Origin of the sequence: Sinorhizobium garamanticum (assembly GCF_029892065.1) — a bacterium.
In the GTDB taxonomy this organism is placed as follows: domain Bacteria; phylum Pseudomonadota; class Alphaproteobacteria; order Rhizobiales; family Rhizobiaceae; genus Sinorhizobium; species Sinorhizobium garamanticum.
Genome location: NZ_CP120373.1, coordinates 566133 through 584950, shown reverse-complemented (window position 1 = coordinate 584950; position 18818 = coordinate 566133). Strand labels below are relative to the sequence as shown.

The following is an 18818-nucleotide window of genomic DNA, read 5'->3' as shown; positions in this document are numbered from 1 at the left end:
CTCAATGCTCCGGATTGCTGCCTTCATAATCGCCATGATGGCGATGTCGGGAATTGCCGGGGCGCAAAGCTTTCCCGCCGACATTCTGAACACGCCGGTCGACGGTTCCGTCGCATCGTGGATCATCCGCACCTTCGGCCTCATCACCGTTCTGTCGGTGGCACCGGGCATTCTGATCATGGTGACGAGCTTCCCGCGCTTCGTCATTGCCTTCGCAATCCTGCGGTCGGGCATGGGACTGGCAACGACCCCGTCCAACATGATCATGGTGTCGCTGGCGCTGTTCATGACCTTCTACGTCATGGCGCCAACCTTCGACCGGGCCTGGCGCGACGGCATCGATCCGCTGCTCGACAACGAGATCTCGGAAACCGAGGCGATGCAGCGTGTGGCGGAGCCTTTTCGCGAGTTCATGCTTGCCAACACGCGCGACAGGGACCTGCAGCTCTTCATCGATATCGCCAAGGAGAAGGGACAGACGGTCGTCGTCGACGAAAAGGTCGATCTGCGCGCCGTCGTGCCGGCATTCATGATCTCGGAGATCCGCCGCGGCTTCGAAATCGGCTTCCTGATCATGCTGCCGTTCCTGGTGATCGACCTGATCGTCGCGACCATCACCATGGCGATGGGCATGATGATGCTGCCGCCTACGGCGATCTCGCTGCCGTTCAAGATCCTCTTCTTCGTGCTGATCGACGGCTGGAACCTTCTCGTCGGCAGTCTGGTGCGGTCCTTTACCTGATCGGTCTCTTTGGACGCCGGCACCGACAGCCCAACGCGCTACAGAGACACGTATGCGCCGTTGTGCTACTCCGCCGGAGTATCCCGTAGCCGCGTTCTGCAGTTTGCTCTGGCCCGCAAAGGGAAAAGAGAGACAGCGCGTGCTGCCTCTCTTTGAAACGCGCTTCTACCCTATTGATGGAAGGAGCCCGCGCGCCGCGGAAGCGCAGGAACGTCGATGTGATCGGGCGGCAGTTTCTGTTTCGCCCGATCGATCATCATTTCATAGGCGCGCTCCAGATGCCGGCAAAACCGTTCTGCGTCGAACAGCGGCATGGTAAAGCGGTTTGCTTCCAAGGCCTTCCGGCACTCGGCAAGCTTTTCGCGGTTCTCATAGAGCGCGACAGCCTCGGCGACGTAACGCTCCCAATCCTCCGCTACGAGATCGGGCACGCCGATTGCGCGCAGCAGGCTTTCGCTCACGCGGGACGCGAAGTTGGTGCCCTTGAAGGTCAGCACCGGCAGTCCCGCCCAAAGCTGCTCTGATGTGGTCGTGTGACCATTGTACGGGTAGGTGTCGAGGCCGAGGTCCGCGGCTGGCAGCCGGTTTATGTGCTCGGAATACGCTGCCTTGTCACAGAAGATGATCCGCTTCGAAGCAATTCCGCCGCTCTGGAACTTGCGCAAGATGTTGGCCTTGGCGTCCGGCTTGCACATGATCCACATGACGCTTTCAGGTGTGCGGCGAAGGATCTCGATCCAAAGACCGATGGTCTGTAGCGAGATCTTCCGGTTTGCGTTGAAGGACGCGTAGATAAAGGCGTCATCCGGGAGACCGAGGTCTTTGCGCGCAATACCGTATGGCCGCGGGCGATGGTAGGGATCGTTCGGCTGGTAGGTTTCCGGCAGGCGGCAGAACTTTTCATAATAGTGTTCCTGGCTTCCATCCGGCAGGACATACGGATCGCCGATGACATAGTCGACGTCGACGTTCGCGGTGGTTCCCGGAAAACCGAGCCATGATGCCTGAACGGGAGCGGCCTGGTGGTTCAAGATCTTCACGCGGTTGTCCATCGTGTGCCCCTTAAGATCCACGAGGACATCGACGTTCGCCGCACGAATGACTGCGGCGGCCTGTTCGTCGGACGTCTCATTGATGCGGACGATGCGACCCCATCTACCGCGATTGCCTCTGTCGCGCGCCAGGTTGCTATCCCTTGTATGGCAGAACAGTGTAACTTCGAATTTCTCCGGATCGTGCAGTTCCAGCACCGATTGAAGGAGTTTCATTGTGGCGTGTTGATCCCAGAAATCCGACGACAGATAGCCGATACGGATTTTCTCCGCCCATTGATGCGGCATGTTTCGCCGCGCCTCTGTAGTCGTGGAGGCAAACGACTGACTCCGCGCGCCTGCTAATTTGTTGAGCTTTTCATCGCCGCACCAGGTGACGTGATAGTAGGGGGATTCCGCGATCAGGATTTGATAAAGGCCGGCATCCAGCGCTTTCTGAACCTCCGGATGATATCTCTCGATTTCCGCGTAATCATTCGCCTCCCGGGCGAAGACGAGGTGGGCAGAGCGCAAAACTGCGTTCTTCGGGTTCTTCCGGAAGAGATTTGCGACCGCATCCCGGTCCTGTTGATCGTCGACTTCGGCGGTCAAAAGCTTGAAAGCGAGTATCTGGTGCTGTGCGTTGGAGCTGGTCGACAGCGGTGCCTTGAACAGGCCGAGGATTTCTTTCTGGTCGCGCTTTAAGAAAATCGACGCGATGATGAAGGCGATATCGGGATCGCTTTTTGCCTTCTCCAACAGCGGAAGTCCGATGCTCAACGCCTCGTCTTCGTTGCCGGAGGCGAAATGCAGCTTCATCGCCTCGGTTAGATAATGCTCTGAACGCGAGCCTTCCTCCTGTCCTGCAAGGTGATAGGCGCGCGCCGCGTCGGTCTTGAAACCGAGCTTCAAGAGCACCTTTGCCAAGAGCGCGTAGGTTTTGGCGTCTCTGCTGATGTTCATCAACTGATTGAGTTGATCGAGTGCCTCCGTGTATTGGCCTTTCTGGTATTGCCGAGAGGCGGTCGTAAAGATGGCGTGCGCGTTCAAATGGGGGCTCCGTCGGATATGCGGGAGGACCACGGCCCTTGTCGGGCGAAGTCCTCGTTAGGTCGACATGCATCGTCGAGCATTATCGTGCCGGGACCTTGCCTCAGGCGTGAGTCGCGCCCCGGCTTCGCGGCGTCCTCCAGGATGCCTTGGAAGCCCAACGACGGAGCAGAAAAACACGTGCCGTCAGACATTTAGGGTTCATTAATCATGAAACATACCTCCCGACGGCGGCTCCCGCATTTAATGAATTTGCAAGTATTGCCGTCGATATTCGGCTTCACATGACGGGTTTGGTTTCTTCCAAAGGATGTTTGTTGGAACCGAGTGGCATGAAGCCGGTCCGTCATCACCGGTAGTGTACGCAGTCCGGTATGTCCCCCAATCGTATTGAGTAAAAAAAAGGGACAACTCATATGACCAGCATCATGACGAACTCTTCGGCAATGGCCGCAATCGCGACCCTGCGTTCGATCAACTCCTCGATGGAGACGACCCAGGACCGGATTTCCTCTGGCTACCGCGTTGGTTCGGCCGCTGATAACTCGGCTTACTGGTCGATCGCGACCACGATGCGTTCGGACAACAAGGCGCTCTCGACCGTTCAGGATGCGCTCGGCCTCGGCGCCGCAAAGACAGACGTCGCCTACACTGCAATGGAATCCTCGATCGACGTCGTCGACGAAATCAAGGCGAAGCTCGTTGCAGCCAGCGAGCCGGGCGTCGACAAGAGCAAGATCCAGAAGGAAATCAAGGAACTTCAGAATCAGCTCGTCAGCATCGCGAAGTCTGCTTCGTTCTCGGGCGAAAACTGGGTCTACAATGATCCGAACAACACGGCCGGCACGAAGTCGATTGTCGGTTCGTTCAACCGCGACGCCGACGGCAACGTCAGCCTGACGACGCTTCAATTCGACACGACGAAGAGCTCGCTGATCGAAGTCGATGCGTCTGGCGATTATGTCACCAACGGTGACGGCGTCCTTTCCAACTTCATGGAATACGAGGATGCAACCGGCTCGACTGTCACGATGACGTACTCGCTTCTCGAGATGGACATCAGCAGCATGACCGCGGGTGATCTCTCCGAAGCTCTCTCCGGTGTTGACGCTGCCCTGCAGACCATGACCGATGCCGCTTCGGACCTCGGCGCTCTCAACAGCCGCGTCGACATGCAGAAGGACTTCGTCGCCGACCTGATGGACTCGATCGAGAAGGGTGTCGGCAAGCTCGTCGATGCCGACATGAACGAGGAATCGACTCGCCTCAAGGCTCTGCAGACGCAGCAGCAGCTCGGCATTCAGTCGCTGTCGATCGCCAACAGCAATTCGCAGAACATTCTCTCGCTGTTCCGCTAAGCGAAATTTCCCAAGCGCGGGAGACTTCCCGCGCTTGGCCGCAAATCGATCGAAGCCGCGTTTCGCAAGGGACGCGGCTTTTCAATTTTTGTGGGTTCGACGTCCTGATCGAAAAATTCTCCGCAAGCCGCGCCGGCTTCAGGCTTCGTTAACTATGTTGGTGTTTGCTGTGGCCATCGAAACAGCGGGTTAACCAACAAGATTAACGCGTTAGCAGGCATGAAGCTGACCGCCGTTTCCCGGTAATCCCGGAATGTCCCTTTCAATTTTCAACAGTCACCAAGGGGCACTCAGCCAATGACAAGCATCATGACGAACACCGCCGCAATGACGGCGCTTGCAACCCTGCGCTCGATCGACGCGTCGATGGAAACGACGCAGGATCGCGTTTCTTCCGGTTATCGCGTGGGTGCCGCACAGGACAACGCCGCCTATTGGTCGATCGCGACCACGATGCGTTCGGACAACAAGGCGCTCTCGACCGTTCAGGACGCGCTCGGCCTCGGCGCCGCCAAGACCGACGTCGCCTACACGGCAATGGAATCGTCGATCGACGTCGTTGACGAAATCAAGGCGAAGCTCGTTGCCGCCAGCGAACCGGGCGTCGACAAGAGCAAGATCCAGAAGGAAATCAAGGAGCTCCAGGCTCAGCTCGTCAGCATCGCGAAGTCTGCTTCGTTCTCGGGCGAAAACTGGGTCTACAATGATCCGAACAACACGGCCGGCACGAAGTCGATTGTCGGTTCGTTCAACCGCGACGCCAACGGTAACGTCAGCCTGACGACGCTTCAATTCGACACGACGAAGAGCTCGCTGATCGAAGTCGATGCGTCTGGCGACTACGTCACCAACGGTGACGGCGTCCTTTCCAACTTCATGGAATACGAGGATGCAACCGGCTCGACTATCACGATGACGTACTCGCTTCTCGAGATGGACATCAGCAGCATGACCGTCGGCGACCTCTCTGAAGCCCTCTCCGGTGTTGACGCTGCCCTGCTGACCATGACCGATGCCGCTTCGGACCTCGGCGCTCTCAACAGCCGCGTCACGATGCAGACGGACTTCGTCGCCGATCTGATGGACTCGATCGAGAAGGGTGTCGGCAAGCTCGTCGATGCCGACATGAACGAGGAATCGACTCGCCTCAAGGCTCTGCAGACGCAGCAGCAGCTCGGCATTCAGTCGCTGTCGATCGCCAACACCAACTCACAGAACATCCTGTCGCTGTTCCGTTAATCGGAGCCGGCTACAGCTTAATCCGACAAGAAAGCCGCGCTGCTCGATGGGCAGCGCGGCTTTCCGCTTTCTTGCCTGCCAAGCGTTTGGTTAAGGTCTTGTCCATCTTTGTTTATTTTCGTTCACTTTTATTACTCGCGCGTAAATCCCATTAACGATTTGTTAACCATCAAATCGTTACATCTTCGTTAAGAGCGAAGGGCCGTCTCTCAGGGCAAATCAGAGACGGTTCGCATGACGCTGGTCCCGTCGCTGCCGGTGCACTCCGGAATGTTTCTGAAAAAATCATTCAGGGCAAACGATCTATGACCAGTATCATGACCAATGCCGCCGCCATGGCGGCGCTCCAGACATTGCGCTCGATCAACAACAACATGGCCGAGGTGCAGAATCGGATTTCCTCCGGCTATCGCGTTCAGACCGCCGGGGACAATGCCGCTTACTGGTCGATCGCAACGACCATGCGGTCCGACAATGCGGCCCTTTCCACCGTTCAGGACGCACTTGGCCTCGGCGCCGCCAAGGTCGATACGGCTTATGCCGCCATGGACGCTTCGATCGACGTTATCAGCGAGATCAAGGCGAAGCTCGTTGCCGCGCGCGAGCCGGGCGTTGATAAGCTGAAGATCGACAAGGAAATCGCCGAGCTCAAGAACCAGCTCGTATCCGCCGCGCAGTCCGCATCGTTCTCCGGCGAGAACTGGCTTTACAATTCCAACGCGGCCGCCGTCGGAACCAAATCGATCGTCGCGTCCTTCAACCGCAGCGGCAACGGCAACGTTTCCGTGACGACGCTCGACTTCGACACGGCACAGTCGATGTTGATCGACACGGCGAATGCGACCCGCGGCCTGCTGACCAACAGCTATGACGCCGATCAATTGCAGGCGACGCCGTCGGGCACGGCGCGGCTTTTTCACCTCATCGTCGCGCCTCCGGCCACGCCTGTCGCCGGCAGCACCGAGATCAAGCTGACCACTGCGACGACCAGCGCGCAGCTGGACGATATGATCCGCGTTGTCGACAAGATGTTGAGCAAGCTCACCGATTCCGCCTCCACGCTCGGAGCGATCACCACCCGCATCGACATGCAGGAAAGCTTCGTTGCGAACCTGATGGATGTGATCGACAAAGGCGTCGGACGTTTGGTCGATGCCGACATGAACGAGGAATCGACGCGGCTCAAGGCTCTGCAGACGCAGCAGCAGCTCGGCATCCAGGCCCTGTCGATCGCCAACACCAATTCCGAGAACATCCTGCGCCTCTTCCAGCAGTAAACGCTGGTGTCACTCGCGCGACGGCGCAAATTGCCGTCGTCGCTCCTAGAGCATCCTGCTTTCAAGCGGAATCACTGAAAGCAGAAAAGATGCTCTAGATTCAAAGTTCTAGAGCGTCCTTTACGCGTTCATTTGAACGCGCGGCGCTGTAGTCCGCTTGCTCGAAAGCAGGCGGCGTCGCGTTCCGCCGTGCCGCCGGTCATCGGCATCTTGCGGAAACAGTTGGACCGCGCTACTTGCCCTGGCGCGGTCCAACCATTTTCGCGCAAGTTTGACCGAATAGCCTCCCATCGCAGTCTTGTCGGACTGTCGGCCAAGATGAGTTTTGCGCCGCCGCTTGCACCGGTTTTTGCCAGCTCCGCTTTCGCAAAGGGCCGCTGCACATCGAGAATGTTGGGTCCTGTCGCTGTCTCGGGCGGTCGGGACCCGAGGGAGACATTGAAAACGTGTCAGGCTCTTTGGATTTCCGGGCCGTGAGGCCGCGTGCGAGGGACGGGCGGATCATGCCGACGTCTGCCGCGCGACCATCGGAGGCGCGCCGATGAGCGCGCAGCTTTCCCGGTACCTCAAGGATTTCAGCGCGCCGAAGATCGAATTGTCGAGGATGCCGCCGAAATATTTTCCGGACGTCGACACCGACTTTCCAGGCGTGGATCGTCCCGGTGCGAGGCCCGCCATGCCGGAGATCGACATCGATGCCGAGCGGCGCAATGCCTTCGCCCAAGGTCGCGCCGAAGCCACCGCCGAACTCGTCTTCGAGCATGAAAGAGAGATCGCCGAACTCAAGGCGCGCCACGCAGAGGAAATGGAAGCATTGACGCGGCACCTCGAAGAGGAGGTTGCCGGCAGACTGGCAAGCAAGATCGCGGAAATGACCGATCGCCTCGCCCTCGGCCTCGGTGACCAGACGGCGCGCGTGCTTGCGCCGGTCATGGAAGAGGCATTGCTGAAGCGCGCCATCGAAGATCTGGCGCAGATGGTCAGACAGGGACTTGGCTCTGGCGAGGGATGCGTGATCACGGTCAGGGGGCCGCTGCCCCTTTTCGAGGCGCTGAAGCGGCATTTGCCGGATCACACAACGCTTTTCCGCCATATCGAAACCAACGAAATCGATCTCGCGGTCGAAATGGGTGACGCCGTACTGGTGACCAGAATGGCCGCCTGGTCCGATACCGTCCGGAAAGTTCTGGCATGAGTGACGAAAGCCATCATAACGGCAAAAACGAAATCATCATCGTCAAGCGTTCCTCGGATGGTCATGGCGAGCATCACGGCGGCTCGTGGAAGATCGCCTATGCCGACTTCATGACAGCAATGATGGCCTTCTTTCTTGTGATGTGGCTGATCAATGCCGCGAACGAAGAGACGAAGGCGGCCATCGCTTCCTATTTCAACCCGGTGCAACTCACAGACCAGAAGCCCTCCGAGAAGGGGCTCAAGGATCCCGCCAAGGACGCTCAGGGCGAGCAGACGCAGCAGCGGTCGAAGACCGATGGTGAGCAAGCGAAAACCGGCGGCGCCGCCAAGAAAGGCGATCAGCTGACTGCGACCTCCGGCGAGGAAACAAAATACTCCGACGCCGATTTCTTCGAGAACCCCTATTCGGTTCTTTCCGAGATCGCCAGGGAAGTCGGCCAGCAGGCCAATATCAGCATCAAGGGCGATGGCGGCGCCGCCCAGTCGGGTCCGGCGACGGGTGCCGAAGGCGGCGAAGCCTACCGCGATCCCTTCGATCCGGACTTCTGGACCAAGCAGGTCGAGATCAAGGAGGCCGGCAATGCCGCGGTAAGCGACGTGGCAGCCGCGACGAACCCCGCGCAGCAGGGGACATCTGAGCAAAAGCCTGCCGCCGACGGCACGCTGCCGGCCAAAATCGAGGACCAGACGGCGGCGAGCGCTGACGCGTCCAAGCCTGAAACCGCCGAAAAAGATCAGCAGAAAGAGGCAGACGCGCTTAAGGCCGAAATCAAGAAGGAGCTCGGCGGAAATGCCGGGCGGCTCATCGAGGGGCTGCTGGTGACCCCTAGCGAGGGCGGTCTTCTGGTGACCATCAGCGAGCAGACGGACGCGCCGATGTTCGCGGTCGGCTCCGCCGTGCCGCAGAAGGAACTCGTGCTCGCCATGGAAAAAATCGGCCGGCTGCTCGCAGCGCGCAAGGGTGCTGTGGCGATCCGCGGCCACACGGACGGACGGCCGTTCAAGGATGGCACCTATGACAATTGGCGCCTCTCGGCGGCGCGTGCGCAGAGCGCCTATTACATGCTCGTCCGCGGCGGCCTGAAGGAAGAGCGTGTCAGCCAGATCAGCGGATTCGCGGATCGGCGCCTCCAGGTCCCGAGCGATCCCTATGCCCCCGGCAACCGGCGCATCGAAATCCTGTTGCAGTCGGGACAGGGTTGATCGGATGCTGAAGCGGCTGCACGCCATCCTCCTGACGTCAGTTCTGGCCCTCCCGCTTGCCGTCGGGCTTGCCCGGGCGGGTGCCGCGGAAGAGCTCGCGCCCTTCAAGATGATAAGGTCGCTGCAATATGTTCAGGATTCGGTGGTTCTCGGCGATCATTCCGCAATCGAGATGCAGCGCTTCATGCTGGGCGCGATCGACAAACGGCTGAGAGCCGTCGAGCAGTCGGCCTTCCGCGATCCGCGCAACGTCGATGCGGCGCTCGTTTATGTTATGAGCGGCGGCAACCCCGACACGCTCGACTATCTGGCCGACCGCGACGTCGACGGCAATTTCGATAGCAGGGTAACGGAAGCGTTGCGGCAATATCTGAGCGGCAAGGGCGCGCTCATCGTCGAAACCCTTTCCAAGGCTGTGCCAGAATACGAGAACGCCCGCATCGGCCCCTATCTTTTCCTGATCCTAGGGAACGCGACCTCGCAGCAGGACCCCTTGGCTGCGATGAAATATTACGACTGGGCCCGTCTGACTGCGCCGGGCACGATCATCGAGGAGGCGGCGCTGCGCCGCTCCGTCTTGCTGGCAGCGAAGGCGAACGAACCCGATAAAGGGTTTCGCTACGCTCTGAGCTATGCGCGCCGTTACCTGACGTCGCCTTATGCAAGCCAGTTCGCGGACGTCTTCGTCGAACTCGCGGTTGCACATTTCGACGAAGTCGCCGAGCAGAAGATCTCCGAAGTTCTGGCCTTCATGGATCAACCGCGCCAGCGCGAGGTCTATCTTCGTGTTGCGCGGCGTGCGGCGATCGGCGGCAACCAGGCCCTAGCACGGCTCGCCTCGAAACGGGCCGAAGGTCTCGCCGGCGGGGGCACTTCACAGTCGCAGGTACTCGCGAGCTTTTATGAGGGGCTCGCCGCGGTGCCCTCAGCGGACGTGCTCGCGGCCACTGAGACCATCAATGCCATTCCCGATGAAAAACTGTCCCCGCGCGACCGGGCGCTCCGCGATGCGGCCAAGGCGATTGCGGACGCGGTCGTGCAACTACCGAAGGATGAAAGCTCCACGCAAGCGTCAGCGCCTACACCGGACGGAATCGCCGCGGAAGAGGGCCAGGCTGTGTCCGGGGAGACGGGAAGCGGGATGAGCCCATTCGGCGAGACGGCTGAGGCATCGGGTCAGTCGAGCGAAGGCGGCAAAACGAGGACGGGCACGCCCCCGTCTGCGGACCCGGCACACGACGGGTTCCTCACCAACGGTCGCTCGAAGATCGCCGAGATCGATGCTCTCCTGAAGGAGGAAGGACTATGAGGCCTCTCGAAGAGAGTTTGCGTAGCGCAGTCCCAGCGGCGACAGGCAAGCCGGGATCGCGGCAGGGCGGAAGAGAGCAGCTCGGGGACGGGGCTCGCGCCTTCGAGGACGTCGTTGCCGATGCCGGCCGGCAGAAGACGCAGGGGCAAGGCGCGGCCTCCGGCGATGCCAATCAGCCGACAGACGGTTCATCAGCGGATGGATCGCAGCGGTCGTCCGCTGAAGTCACAGCAGCCGGCGCCAGCGAGAATCGCGTCTCGATCGGACGCGAGGGATTAGAGGGCAACTGGGGCGCGAGGTCGTTGCAGGATCTCGGCAATGGCGGAGGGGAAGATGTGATTGCGGCGGACAATCGACGGTCATCCGACACCCTCTCCGTTCGCGAGCACGCGATGAAGCGGCTTCAGCTGGCGGGCAGGGAACGGGTGCCATCGGGCAATGATCGAGCCGGTGGCGGCGAGCAGGACACGGATGCACTCGCGCAAAAGGTTGCTGCTCTCACACGTGGGCAGGCGATGGCGGAAGGCGCGGCCTTGGATGAGGCGCCGACGGGTGCCGGACAGGAGGGTGCTTCCGGCTCGACCGAGCCCGCGAAAGGAACCGTCGACGACTTGCTGACGATGCTCGGTGCGGCCGCCGTGATAACCGCTGCTCTGCAGCAGCCGGAAGGTAAGACGGACCGAGCGCCCGGCGAACGCAACGTTGCGGGCAACACGGCCCGAATTAAAGGCGAGGGCGCGGCCGACATTGTTCCGGATGAAGGTCTGGCTGTCGAGAATGAGGCGTCCGAGTCCGATCAACTCTTCCGGTTTGCGCGTGCCGATGGCAAAGGCCAGGCCGTGACGATGACCATTTCGAAGGACGGAGAGAAGGCCGTCGTCGATAACGGCAAGCCGGCCACCACGTCCAAAGCGGAAAACGTCACTGTCCTGGAAGCGCGCCGTTATCTCGGCTTGGCCATGAACACCAACGCCGCGTCTGTGGCTGGCGCGATTGCGGGCGATGGCGGGTGGGCGCAGATGATGCAATCAAGCACCGCCTTGGCGCAATCCGACCCTTCGGGCCAAGTCGGCAAGACGCTCAACACACTCAAGATCCAGCTGCATCCGATCGAGCTTGGCATGGTGACGGCAACCTTGCGGTTGAAGGACGACGAGCTGCAGGTCGATCTGAAGGTGGAGTCCGGCGAGGCGTTCCGGCAGTTGCGCGACGATCAGGGCGAGATGGTGAAAGCGTTGCGCGCACAAGGCTTTGCGGTCGACCAGGTCAATATCGTGTTCAATGGCGGCGGGGACGGGTCTTCTGGCGGTGGTGCGCAGCAGCAGGCGCAAACCGCGCCCGGTCAGCAGGGGCGTGAACACGCAGGCGAGGGGAGCGGGCAGGAGCGCCAGAGACAGGATGGTGCGCAAGCATCGGCGGAAAGGTGGGCGGGCAATGACGGACTGGATGATGCGCCGGTTGACGCTGAGCGCACTCGTGCTGGCGACATCTACATGTAGCGCCTGGGCAAGCGCCGGCGTCTGCGAGCGCGAGATCATTTCAGCCGCTTCGAAATACGGCATCCCGACGGGAATTCTCTATTCCGTCGGCTTGACCGAGACCGGCCGCAAAGGATCTCTCCAGCCTTACGCTATGAACATCGAGGGCAAGGCCTATTTCGGCACCAGCGCGCAGGACGTTTTGCTCCGCTTCGGTACGGCCCGCGCGCAAGGGGCCAAGCTTATCGATCTCGGCTGCATGCAGATCAACTATTACTTCCATGGCGAGAATTTCCGTTCGCCGGAGGAAATGCTTGATCCGCGCAAGAATGTCGAATATGCCGCGCGCTTCCTGTCCAATCTGCGCGCGAAGCACGAGAGCTGGACGATGGCTGTCGCGCGTTATCATGCCGGCCCGAACAACGACCCGGCACAGAAGAAATACGTCTGCCGCGTGATCGCGAATCTCGTCGCGACGGGCTACGGCAAGTGGACGCCGAACGCCACGCAGTTCTGCCAATAATCAACCTAAAATTGCACTTTTCGATCCGCGGCCACATTGTGGCGACAATGCGGGCGGATTATGATGGCAAGTGGATTCGTTGCGTGTTGTTAACTTTTCCACACGATTTTAGTGTCATGATTAACGAGTACCCACTAGATATAGATCAAATCGGCACGCAATCCCTAATCAATTATTAAAATCTCCCATTAACTTCCTCTAGTTGTTCGTGAATCCCTCGATTCGTACCTCTTTATCAACGAGGCACCCATATTGATTCGGAGGCGGACGAATGATCGTGGTGGTTGACGATAGAGAGCTCGTAAAGGATGGCTACACGTCCTTGTTCGGGCGCGAAGGTATTCCCTCGACGGGTTTTGATCCGAGGGAATTCGGCGAGTGGGTAAACACGGCTGCGGACTCGGATATCGATGCGGTCGAGGCGTTTCTGATCGGGCAGGGCGACAGCGCATTCAGCCTGCCGCGCGCGATCCGTGACCGGTCGATGGCACCGGTGATCGCGATGAGCGACACACCTTCGCTCGAAAACACCCTGGCGTTGTTCGACTGCGGTGTCGACGACGTCGTACGCAAGCCGGTGCACCCGCGCGAGATCCTCGCTCGGGTTGCCGCGATCCGCCGGCGCCTCAAGGCCATCACCAACTATACCGATATCGGAGCGATCCGCGTTTTCGCCGACGGCCGCGATCCGGAAATCAATGGCGAGGTCTTCGCCCTGCCGCGGCGCGAGCGGCGCATTCTCGAATACCTGGTCGCCAACCGCGGCCGCCGCGTGTCGAAGTCCCAGATCTTCAACGCGATCTACGGCATCTTCGACGAGGACGTCGAGGAGAACGTCGTCGAAAGCCACATCAGCAAACTGCGCAAGAAGCTGCGCAAGAAGCTCGGTTTCGACCCGATCGATTCCAAGCGTTTCCTTGGCTACTGCATCGACTGGAATTGAGTGCCGGGCGCTGGGCCGGGCCACCTCAAGACAGGTTCACGCAAGGCCCGGCTCCTAGTGTCGCCGCAACGAGGAATTGAGGATCCGATATGAGTCTCTACGGTACCATGAGAACCGGCGTTTCAGGCATGAACGCCCAATCGAATCGACTCAGCACAGTCGCGGAGAACATCGCGAACGCCAACACGACCGGCTACAAACGCGCATCGACGGAATTCTCGTCGATGATCCTGCCGTCGAGCAATGGTGCCTACAACTCCGGCGGCGTGCAGACCCAGGTTCGATACAGCATCTCCGAGCAGGGTGCGACAACCTACACGACATCCGGCAGCGATCTTGCCATCGACGGCGGCGGCTTCTTCATTGTTCAGGGTACCAATGGTCAGGAATACCTGACACGCGCCGGCGCCTTCGAACCGGACAGAGAAGGCAATCTCGTCAACGGCGGCTTCACGCTGATGGGTTACGAATACCAGGCCGGGGTCGATCCGACGGTTGTCGTCAACGGGTTCGACGGTCTGACCAAGGTGAATCTCAGCTCCGAAGGGCTGGTCGCCAAAGGTTCGACCAAGGGCGAGATGGGTGGAAATCTTCCATCAGGGGCGGCCGTAGGCGCTACGCATCCCACATCGCTTGTGGTCTTTGACAGCCAGGGTAACTCCCGCCTTCTCGACTTTGTATACACCAAAACCGCAGCAAACAGCTGGTCGGTGGAAATCCGCGACCGTGCCACCTATACGGCCGGTCCGCCCGTCACCGGCGTGCTCGGAACCAAGGCCTTAACCTTCAATGCAAGCGGGGTGCTGACGACTTCTCCGGCAACGGTTACGACCTCGGCAATGACGGGCCTGCCCGGGACCGGCGCAAACCTCGCCGCGCTCACCATCGACCTCAGCAAAACCACGCAGCTCGGTTCCGACTTCAGCTCCGACGGTGGTGACATAGACGGCAACGCGCCGAGCAAGGTTGCCGGCTTCCAAATCGATGCCGATGGCATCGTCTACGTCAAATACGAGAGCGGCGAACTCGACCCGCGTTATCGCATCGCGCTTGCCAATGTGCAGAGCCCGGACAAGCTGCTGCCAGAGTCCGGCAACGTCTATTCGCAGGGTGTCGATTCCGGCGTCATCATCACCGGTTTCGCCGGCTCTGGTAACTTCGGGAACATTCTTTCGGGCGCGCTTGAAAGCTCGAATGTCGATATCGCCGAAGAACTGACGGCGATGATCGAATCCCAGCGCAACTACACGGCCAACTCCAAGGTCTTCCAGACCGGGTCGGAACTGCTCGACGTGCTGGTCAACCTGAAACGGTAATCGAAAAGAGAGACGGTCCGCGTTATGTCGCTGTCCACCGCAATCACAATCGCGCAATCCGCTTTCAACACCACGGCGGCACAGACTGCCATCGTGTCGAAGAACATCGCGAATGCGGGCAACGCGGACTATTCGCGTCGGATGGCGATGCTGGGCTCGACGCCGAACGGCGCGCAGGTCGTCTCGATCTATCGGGCACAGAACGAGGCGTTGCTCAAGCAGAGCATCGCCAGCATCGGCCAGGCCTCGGGCCAGGGCCGCCTGCTCTCCGGCCTCGAGCTATTGAAGTCGTCGCTCGGCGGCAACGACTACGAAACGTCGCCGGCGAAATTCCTGGCGGCGTTCCGGGACAGCCTGCAGACATTCGCATCGACACCCGGCAATCCTTCCATGGCCGCTTTAGCTGTATCGGATGCCGGCGATCTGGCCAATTCGATAAGCACGACGGCAAAGGCTGTTCAGAGCCTGCGCGCCGATGCCGACAAGGAGATCGCAATCGAGGTCGAGAAGCTGAACAGCCTTCTCGCCGATTTCGAAAAGGCGAACAATGCCGTCAAGTCGGCAACCGCCCAGGGGCAGGACGCGAGCGAAGCCCTCGACCAACGCGACAAGATACTGAAGCAGGTGTCGGAGATCATCGGCATCTCGACCGTGACGAGAGCCAACAACGACACGGTGATTTACACGACGGATGGCACGGTGCTCTTCGAGACCATGCCTCGAGCTGTCACCTTTGCTCCGAAAGCAGCCTACGACGCAACGATCACCGGCAACAGGATCTATGTCGACGGTGTACCGGTTGCTGCGGGTTCCGGGGCCAACACGACGGCCGAAGGCAAGCTGGCGAGTTTGCTTCAATTGCGCGATGACGTTGCGCCAAAATTTCAGTCGCAGCTCGACGAAATCGCCCGCGGTCTGGTGACACTGTTCCAGGAAGGCAATCCGTCCGGCGTGCCGCCGATCCCGTATGCACCCGGGCTCTTCACTTGGGCAGGTGGCACGGTCCCGCCGGCGGGCACGGTCGTTCCCGGCCTTGCTGCGACGCTCGCCGTCAACCCCTTGGCAAAAGCCAATCCGATGCTGCTGCGCGATGGTGGCTTCAATGGTGTCGTGTCCAATCCGGGCGGCGCTGCAACACCCGATGCGGGCTACACCGCCCTGCTCGCAGGCTTCATCGACGCCATGGGTGAGGACATGGCCTTCGACCCCGCAACAGACCTCGACGGAAGCAGCTCGATCCTCGATTTCGCGACATCGTCGATCGGCTGGCTGGAGCAGCTGCGCAGCACCGCTTCGACCGCCAGCGACAACAAGTCGGCGCTTCTCGCCCGCACGCAGGAGGCGCTCAGCAAGGAAACCGGCGTCAGCATCGACGAAGAATTGTCCCTGCTGCTCGACCTGGAGCAATCCTACAAAGCATCGGCCAAGCTGGTCAGTACCGTGGACGCCATGATGGCGGCCCTACTCGAAGCCGTGAGGTAATTATGAAGACGTCCTTCGTTTCGAATCTGGCGATACAAAACGCCATGCGGCTGACGATTCAGCAGCAGCAGACGGAGATGCTCAATCTTCAAAAGGAACTGACGACGGGCCGCCATGCCGATGTCGGCCTCACGCTCGGAGCAACGACCTCGCGCTCGCTCAACCTGCAACGCGAGCTCACGCGCATGAACGCGCTGACGAGCACCAACTCGATCGTTAATCAGCGCCTTTCTGCCTCCCAGGAGGCGCTCGAGACGATGGCGAGCGCCGCACAAAAGGTCCGCGACACCCTGGTGACGTTCAAGGGCAACGATTCCGCCGATAAGCTGGCGATTCAGAAGACCGAAATCGACAGCGCTCTTTCGCTCTTCACGTCGGCGGCGAATACCTCGTTCAACGGCGAGTTCCTGTTTTCCGGCATCAATTCCGACGTGAAGCCGCTCGCGGATTATAATTCGGCGGCGACCTCGGCTGCCAAGGCTGCGTTCAACACGGCGCTGTCGACATACATGGCCGCCCAGGTTCCGCCGCTGACGGCGATGAACCAGTTCTCTGTCACGCAGATGCAGGATTTCATCACCACGGTCGTGGAGCCGATGTATACCGGCGCTCAATGGGATGCCAATTGGTCCGACGCGTCGGACCAGAACATGACCAGCCGCATCAGCACGTCCGAGGTCATTGAAAGCTCGACGAACGTCAATACGACCGGGGTGCGAATGTTCGCGCTCGCGAGTGTTATCGCCTCGGAACTGATGGACAAGGGCGTCACTTCGGAAGTGCGCAGCGCAATCGGCGAAGCAGCCCTTGAGTACGTGGAACAGGGGATCACCGGCATCGACGCGGAGCGCAGCAAACTCGGTGTCGCCGAGGCCCGCGTGAAGAAGGCAAACGACTCCCTGGCGGCTCAGATCAAGCTCGTCACCACGCATATCGGCGACATCGAAGGCATCGACGAGGAGGCGGCGTCGACGCGCATAAACCTTCTGAAAACGCAACTTGAGACATCTTATACGCTCACATCGCGGATTCAGCAGTTGAGCTTGCTCAATTTCCTCTGATCGAGAGGAACCGGACAAACATGAAGGATGTCTGAATGTATCAATTTTCGTATGCCGAGATCATGGAGGACGGCGTCGCCGATTCCAAGGATCGCGAACGGCAGGTACTCGATCGCTCGATCGCGCTTTTGGAAGCGGCGAAACAGCAGAAAGGGTATTCGAGGGAGGCTATCGAGGCGATCTATTTTACCCGGCGCGTCTGGATCCGCTTCATCGAGGATTTGCGCACGCCGGATAACCAGCTCAACGAAGAGCTGCGCGCCAATCTGATTTCGATCGCCATCTGGATCTTGAACGAGACGGAGAAGATCCGCAAACGCGAGTCTTCCAACTTCCAGGGCATCATAGACATTACCACCATCATCAGGGATGGACTGAAATGAAGAGCACACTGCGTATCTCGCTGAAATCGGGCGAAAGGATTTTTGTAAACGGCGCGGTGCTTCGCGTTGACCGCAAGGTCGCGGTCGAGTTCCTGAACGACGTCACCTTCCTCCTGGAAAACCACGTGCTGCAGCCGGAAGACGCGACGACCCCGCTGAAGCAGCTCTACTTCATTGCCCAGATGATCCTGATCAACCCGGAAGGCGCCGAACAGTCGACGGCGATGTTCCGCAAATCGATCGTCATGCTTTTGACCTGCTTCAAGAATGAAGAGGTTCTGGCCGAGCTGAAGCGCATCGACGGTCTCGTCACGCAAGGGCGCGCCTTCGAAGCGCTTAAGGCGATCCGGGCGCTCTATCCGATCGAAGATCGTATTCTCAACGCGCAGGAAATCACGCCGGCAACGGTCGAGCAGATTCGCAAGGAGATCGCACCATGGCGGTAAGCGGCGTCAACAATACGTCGAGCAGCTATACACCAACCGTGTCGGGGGCGGAGTCGGGCGCGGACGCCAGCGCCGCGGCGTTGAACTACGAGAGCTTCCTTAAGCTGCTCGTGGCGCAGATGAAGAACCAGGACCCGACCGAGCCGATGGACGCCACGCAGCAAATAGCGCAGCTCGCGACGTTCTCGCAGGTGGAGCAGACGATCAAGACCAACAAGAATCTTGAAAGCCTGCTTCAGCGCACTTCGCTCAGCGAAGCGGACGCGGTGATCGGCAAGACTGTTACCAGTGCCGACGGCAAGACGACTGGCGTCGTCAAGGAGGTGAAACTATACTCCGATGGAATCATCGCCCTTCTGGATACGGGCAAGGAGCTCGTCATCGGTCCCGGCGTCAAAGTGAAGTGATTTCCGTATGAACGAGGCGGACGCCCTTGATATTGTGCAGGCTGCGATCTGGACGGTGATCGTGGCCTCTGGTCCCGCCGTCCTCGCCGCCATGGTGGTCGGCGTCGTCATTGCGTTCATCCAGGCCTTGACCCAGGTCCAGGAAATGACGCTGACCTTCGTGCCGAAGATCCTGGCCGTCATGATCACCGTCGCCGTTTCCGCACCTTTCGTCGGTGCGCAGATCTCCATCTTCACCGACATCATCTTCTCCCGGATCCAGTCCGGATTCTAGAGCGAGGCCCGATCCGAATTAGCCGCAGCCGATTCCCCGCGAGCTGCCTCTTCGAGCGCTCGGCGACGCGGCGTTATCTCTGGGCAATTGCGTGCCCCC

At 59.9% G+C, this 18818-nt stretch carries 18 protein-coding genes; 17 read left to right on the top strand and 1 reads right to left on the bottom strand.

Annotation, left to right across the window (positions count from 1 at the left end):
• The first annotated feature begins 4 nt into the window (after nt 1–4).
• Complete coding sequence (gene fliP / locus PZN02_RS02845; protein WP_280660122.1) at nt 5–742, top strand: flagellar type III secretion system pore protein FliP; 738 nt, start codon at nt 5–7, stop codon at nt 740–742.
• A gap of 170 nt (nt 743–912) precedes the next feature.
• Here fliP and PZN02_RS02840 read toward each other — a convergent pair whose 3' ends face one another.
• Complete coding sequence (locus tag PZN02_RS02840; protein WP_280660121.1) at nt 913–2823, bottom strand: O-linked N-acetylglucosamine transferase, SPINDLY family protein; 1911 nt, start codon at nt 2821–2823, stop codon at nt 913–915.
• A 416-nt stretch (nt 2824–3239) separates the two neighbouring features.
• Between PZN02_RS02840 and PZN02_RS02835 the strand changes: the two genes are divergently transcribed.
• The 16 genes from PZN02_RS02835 to fliQ all read left to right on the top strand — a co-directional run bounded on the left by PZN02_RS02835 (nt 3240) and on the right by fliQ (nt 18719).
• The gene (locus PZN02_RS02835) at nt 3240–4181 is read left to right on the top strand and encodes a flagellin N-terminal helical domain-containing protein (RefSeq protein ID WP_280660120.1); all 942 of its coding nucleotides are present in this window, start codon (nt 3240–3242) and stop codon (nt 4179–4181) included.
• Nucleotides 4182–4478: 297 nt separating this feature from the next.
• Nucleotides 4479–5420 (top strand): flagellin N-terminal helical domain-containing protein, encoded by a 942-nt coding sequence (locus tag PZN02_RS02830; RefSeq protein ID WP_280660119.1) that lies wholly within the window; start codon nt 4479–4481, stop codon nt 5418–5420.
• 305 nt (nt 5421–5725) lie between these two features.
• Complete coding sequence (locus PZN02_RS02825; RefSeq protein ID WP_280660118.1) at nt 5726–6697, top strand: flagellin N-terminal helical domain-containing protein; 972 nt, start codon at nt 5726–5728, stop codon at nt 6695–6697.
• 541 nt (nt 6698–7238) lie between these two features.
• Complete coding sequence (locus PZN02_RS02820; protein WP_280660117.1) at nt 7239–7892, top strand: hypothetical protein; 654 nt, start codon at nt 7239–7241, stop codon at nt 7890–7892.
• On the top strand, nt 7889–9097 hold the full coding sequence (locus tag PZN02_RS02815; RefSeq protein WP_280660116.1) for a MotB family protein: 1209 nt from the start codon (nt 7889–7891) through the stop codon (nt 9095–9097). The genes PZN02_RS02820 and PZN02_RS02815 overlap by 4 nt, the downstream gene beginning before the upstream one ends.
• Nucleotides 9098–9101: 4 nt before the next feature.
• Complete coding sequence (gene motC / locus PZN02_RS02810; protein ID WP_280660115.1) at nt 9102–10406, top strand: chemotaxis protein MotC; 1305 nt, start codon at nt 9102–9104, stop codon at nt 10404–10406.
• A complete protein-coding gene (locus tag PZN02_RS02805) occupies nt 10403–11905 on the top strand; it encodes a flagellar hook-length control protein FliK (protein ID WP_280660114.1) in 1503 nt (500 codons plus the stop codon). Before motC ends, PZN02_RS02805 begins: the two co-directional genes overlap by 4 nt.
• Nucleotides 11841–12407 (top strand): transglycosylase SLT domain-containing protein, encoded by a 567-nt coding sequence (locus tag PZN02_RS02800; protein ID WP_425336266.1) that lies wholly within the window; start codon nt 11841–11843, stop codon nt 12405–12407. Before PZN02_RS02805 ends, PZN02_RS02800 begins: the two co-directional genes overlap by 65 nt.
• Nucleotides 12408–12678: 271 nt before the next feature.
• Complete coding sequence (gene rem, locus PZN02_RS02795) at nt 12679–13350, top strand: transcriptional activator Rem (RefSeq protein ID WP_280660113.1); 672 nt, start codon at nt 12679–12681, stop codon at nt 13348–13350.
• Nucleotides 13351–13439: 89 nt separating this feature from the next.
• A complete protein-coding gene (locus tag PZN02_RS02790) occupies nt 13440–14666 on the top strand; it encodes a flagellar hook protein FlgE (protein ID WP_280660112.1) in 1227 nt (408 codons plus the stop codon).
• Between the two features lie 24 nt (nt 14667–14690).
• Nucleotides 14691–16148, top strand: a complete 1458-nt coding sequence (gene flgK / locus PZN02_RS02785) for a flagellar hook-associated protein FlgK (RefSeq protein WP_280660111.1) — start codon at nt 14691–14693, stop codon at nt 16146–16148.
• Nucleotides 16149–16150: 2 nt separating this feature from the next.
• Nucleotides 16151–17209 carry a flagellar hook-associated family protein gene (locus PZN02_RS02780; protein WP_280660110.1) on the top strand — a complete coding sequence of 353 codons (1059 nt, stop codon included), beginning with the start codon at nt 16151–16153 and terminating at the stop codon, nt 17207–17209.
• 35 nt (nt 17210–17244) lie between these two features.
• Nucleotides 17245–17592, top strand: a complete 348-nt coding sequence (flaF, locus tag PZN02_RS02775) for a flagellar biosynthesis regulator FlaF (RefSeq protein ID WP_153438396.1) — start codon at nt 17245–17247, stop codon at nt 17590–17592.
• Nucleotides 17589–18038 carry a flagellar biosynthesis repressor FlbT gene (flbT, locus tag PZN02_RS02770; RefSeq protein ID WP_136506067.1) on the top strand — a complete coding sequence of 150 codons (450 nt, stop codon included), beginning with the start codon at nt 17589–17591 and terminating at the stop codon, nt 18036–18038. The genes flaF and flbT overlap by 4 nt, the downstream gene beginning before the upstream one ends.
• Entirely contained in the window at nt 18029–18445 is a 417-nt protein-coding gene (gene flgD, locus PZN02_RS02765; RefSeq protein ID WP_280660109.1) for a flagellar hook assembly protein FlgD, read from the top strand. Before flbT ends, flgD begins: the two co-directional genes overlap by 10 nt.
• Before the next feature lie 7 nt (nt 18446–18452).
• The gene (gene fliQ / locus PZN02_RS02760) at nt 18453–18719 is read left to right on the top strand and encodes a flagellar biosynthesis protein FliQ (protein WP_136506065.1); all 267 of its coding nucleotides are present in this window, start codon (nt 18453–18455) and stop codon (nt 18717–18719) included.
• Nucleotides 18720–18818: the final 99 nt, after the last annotated feature.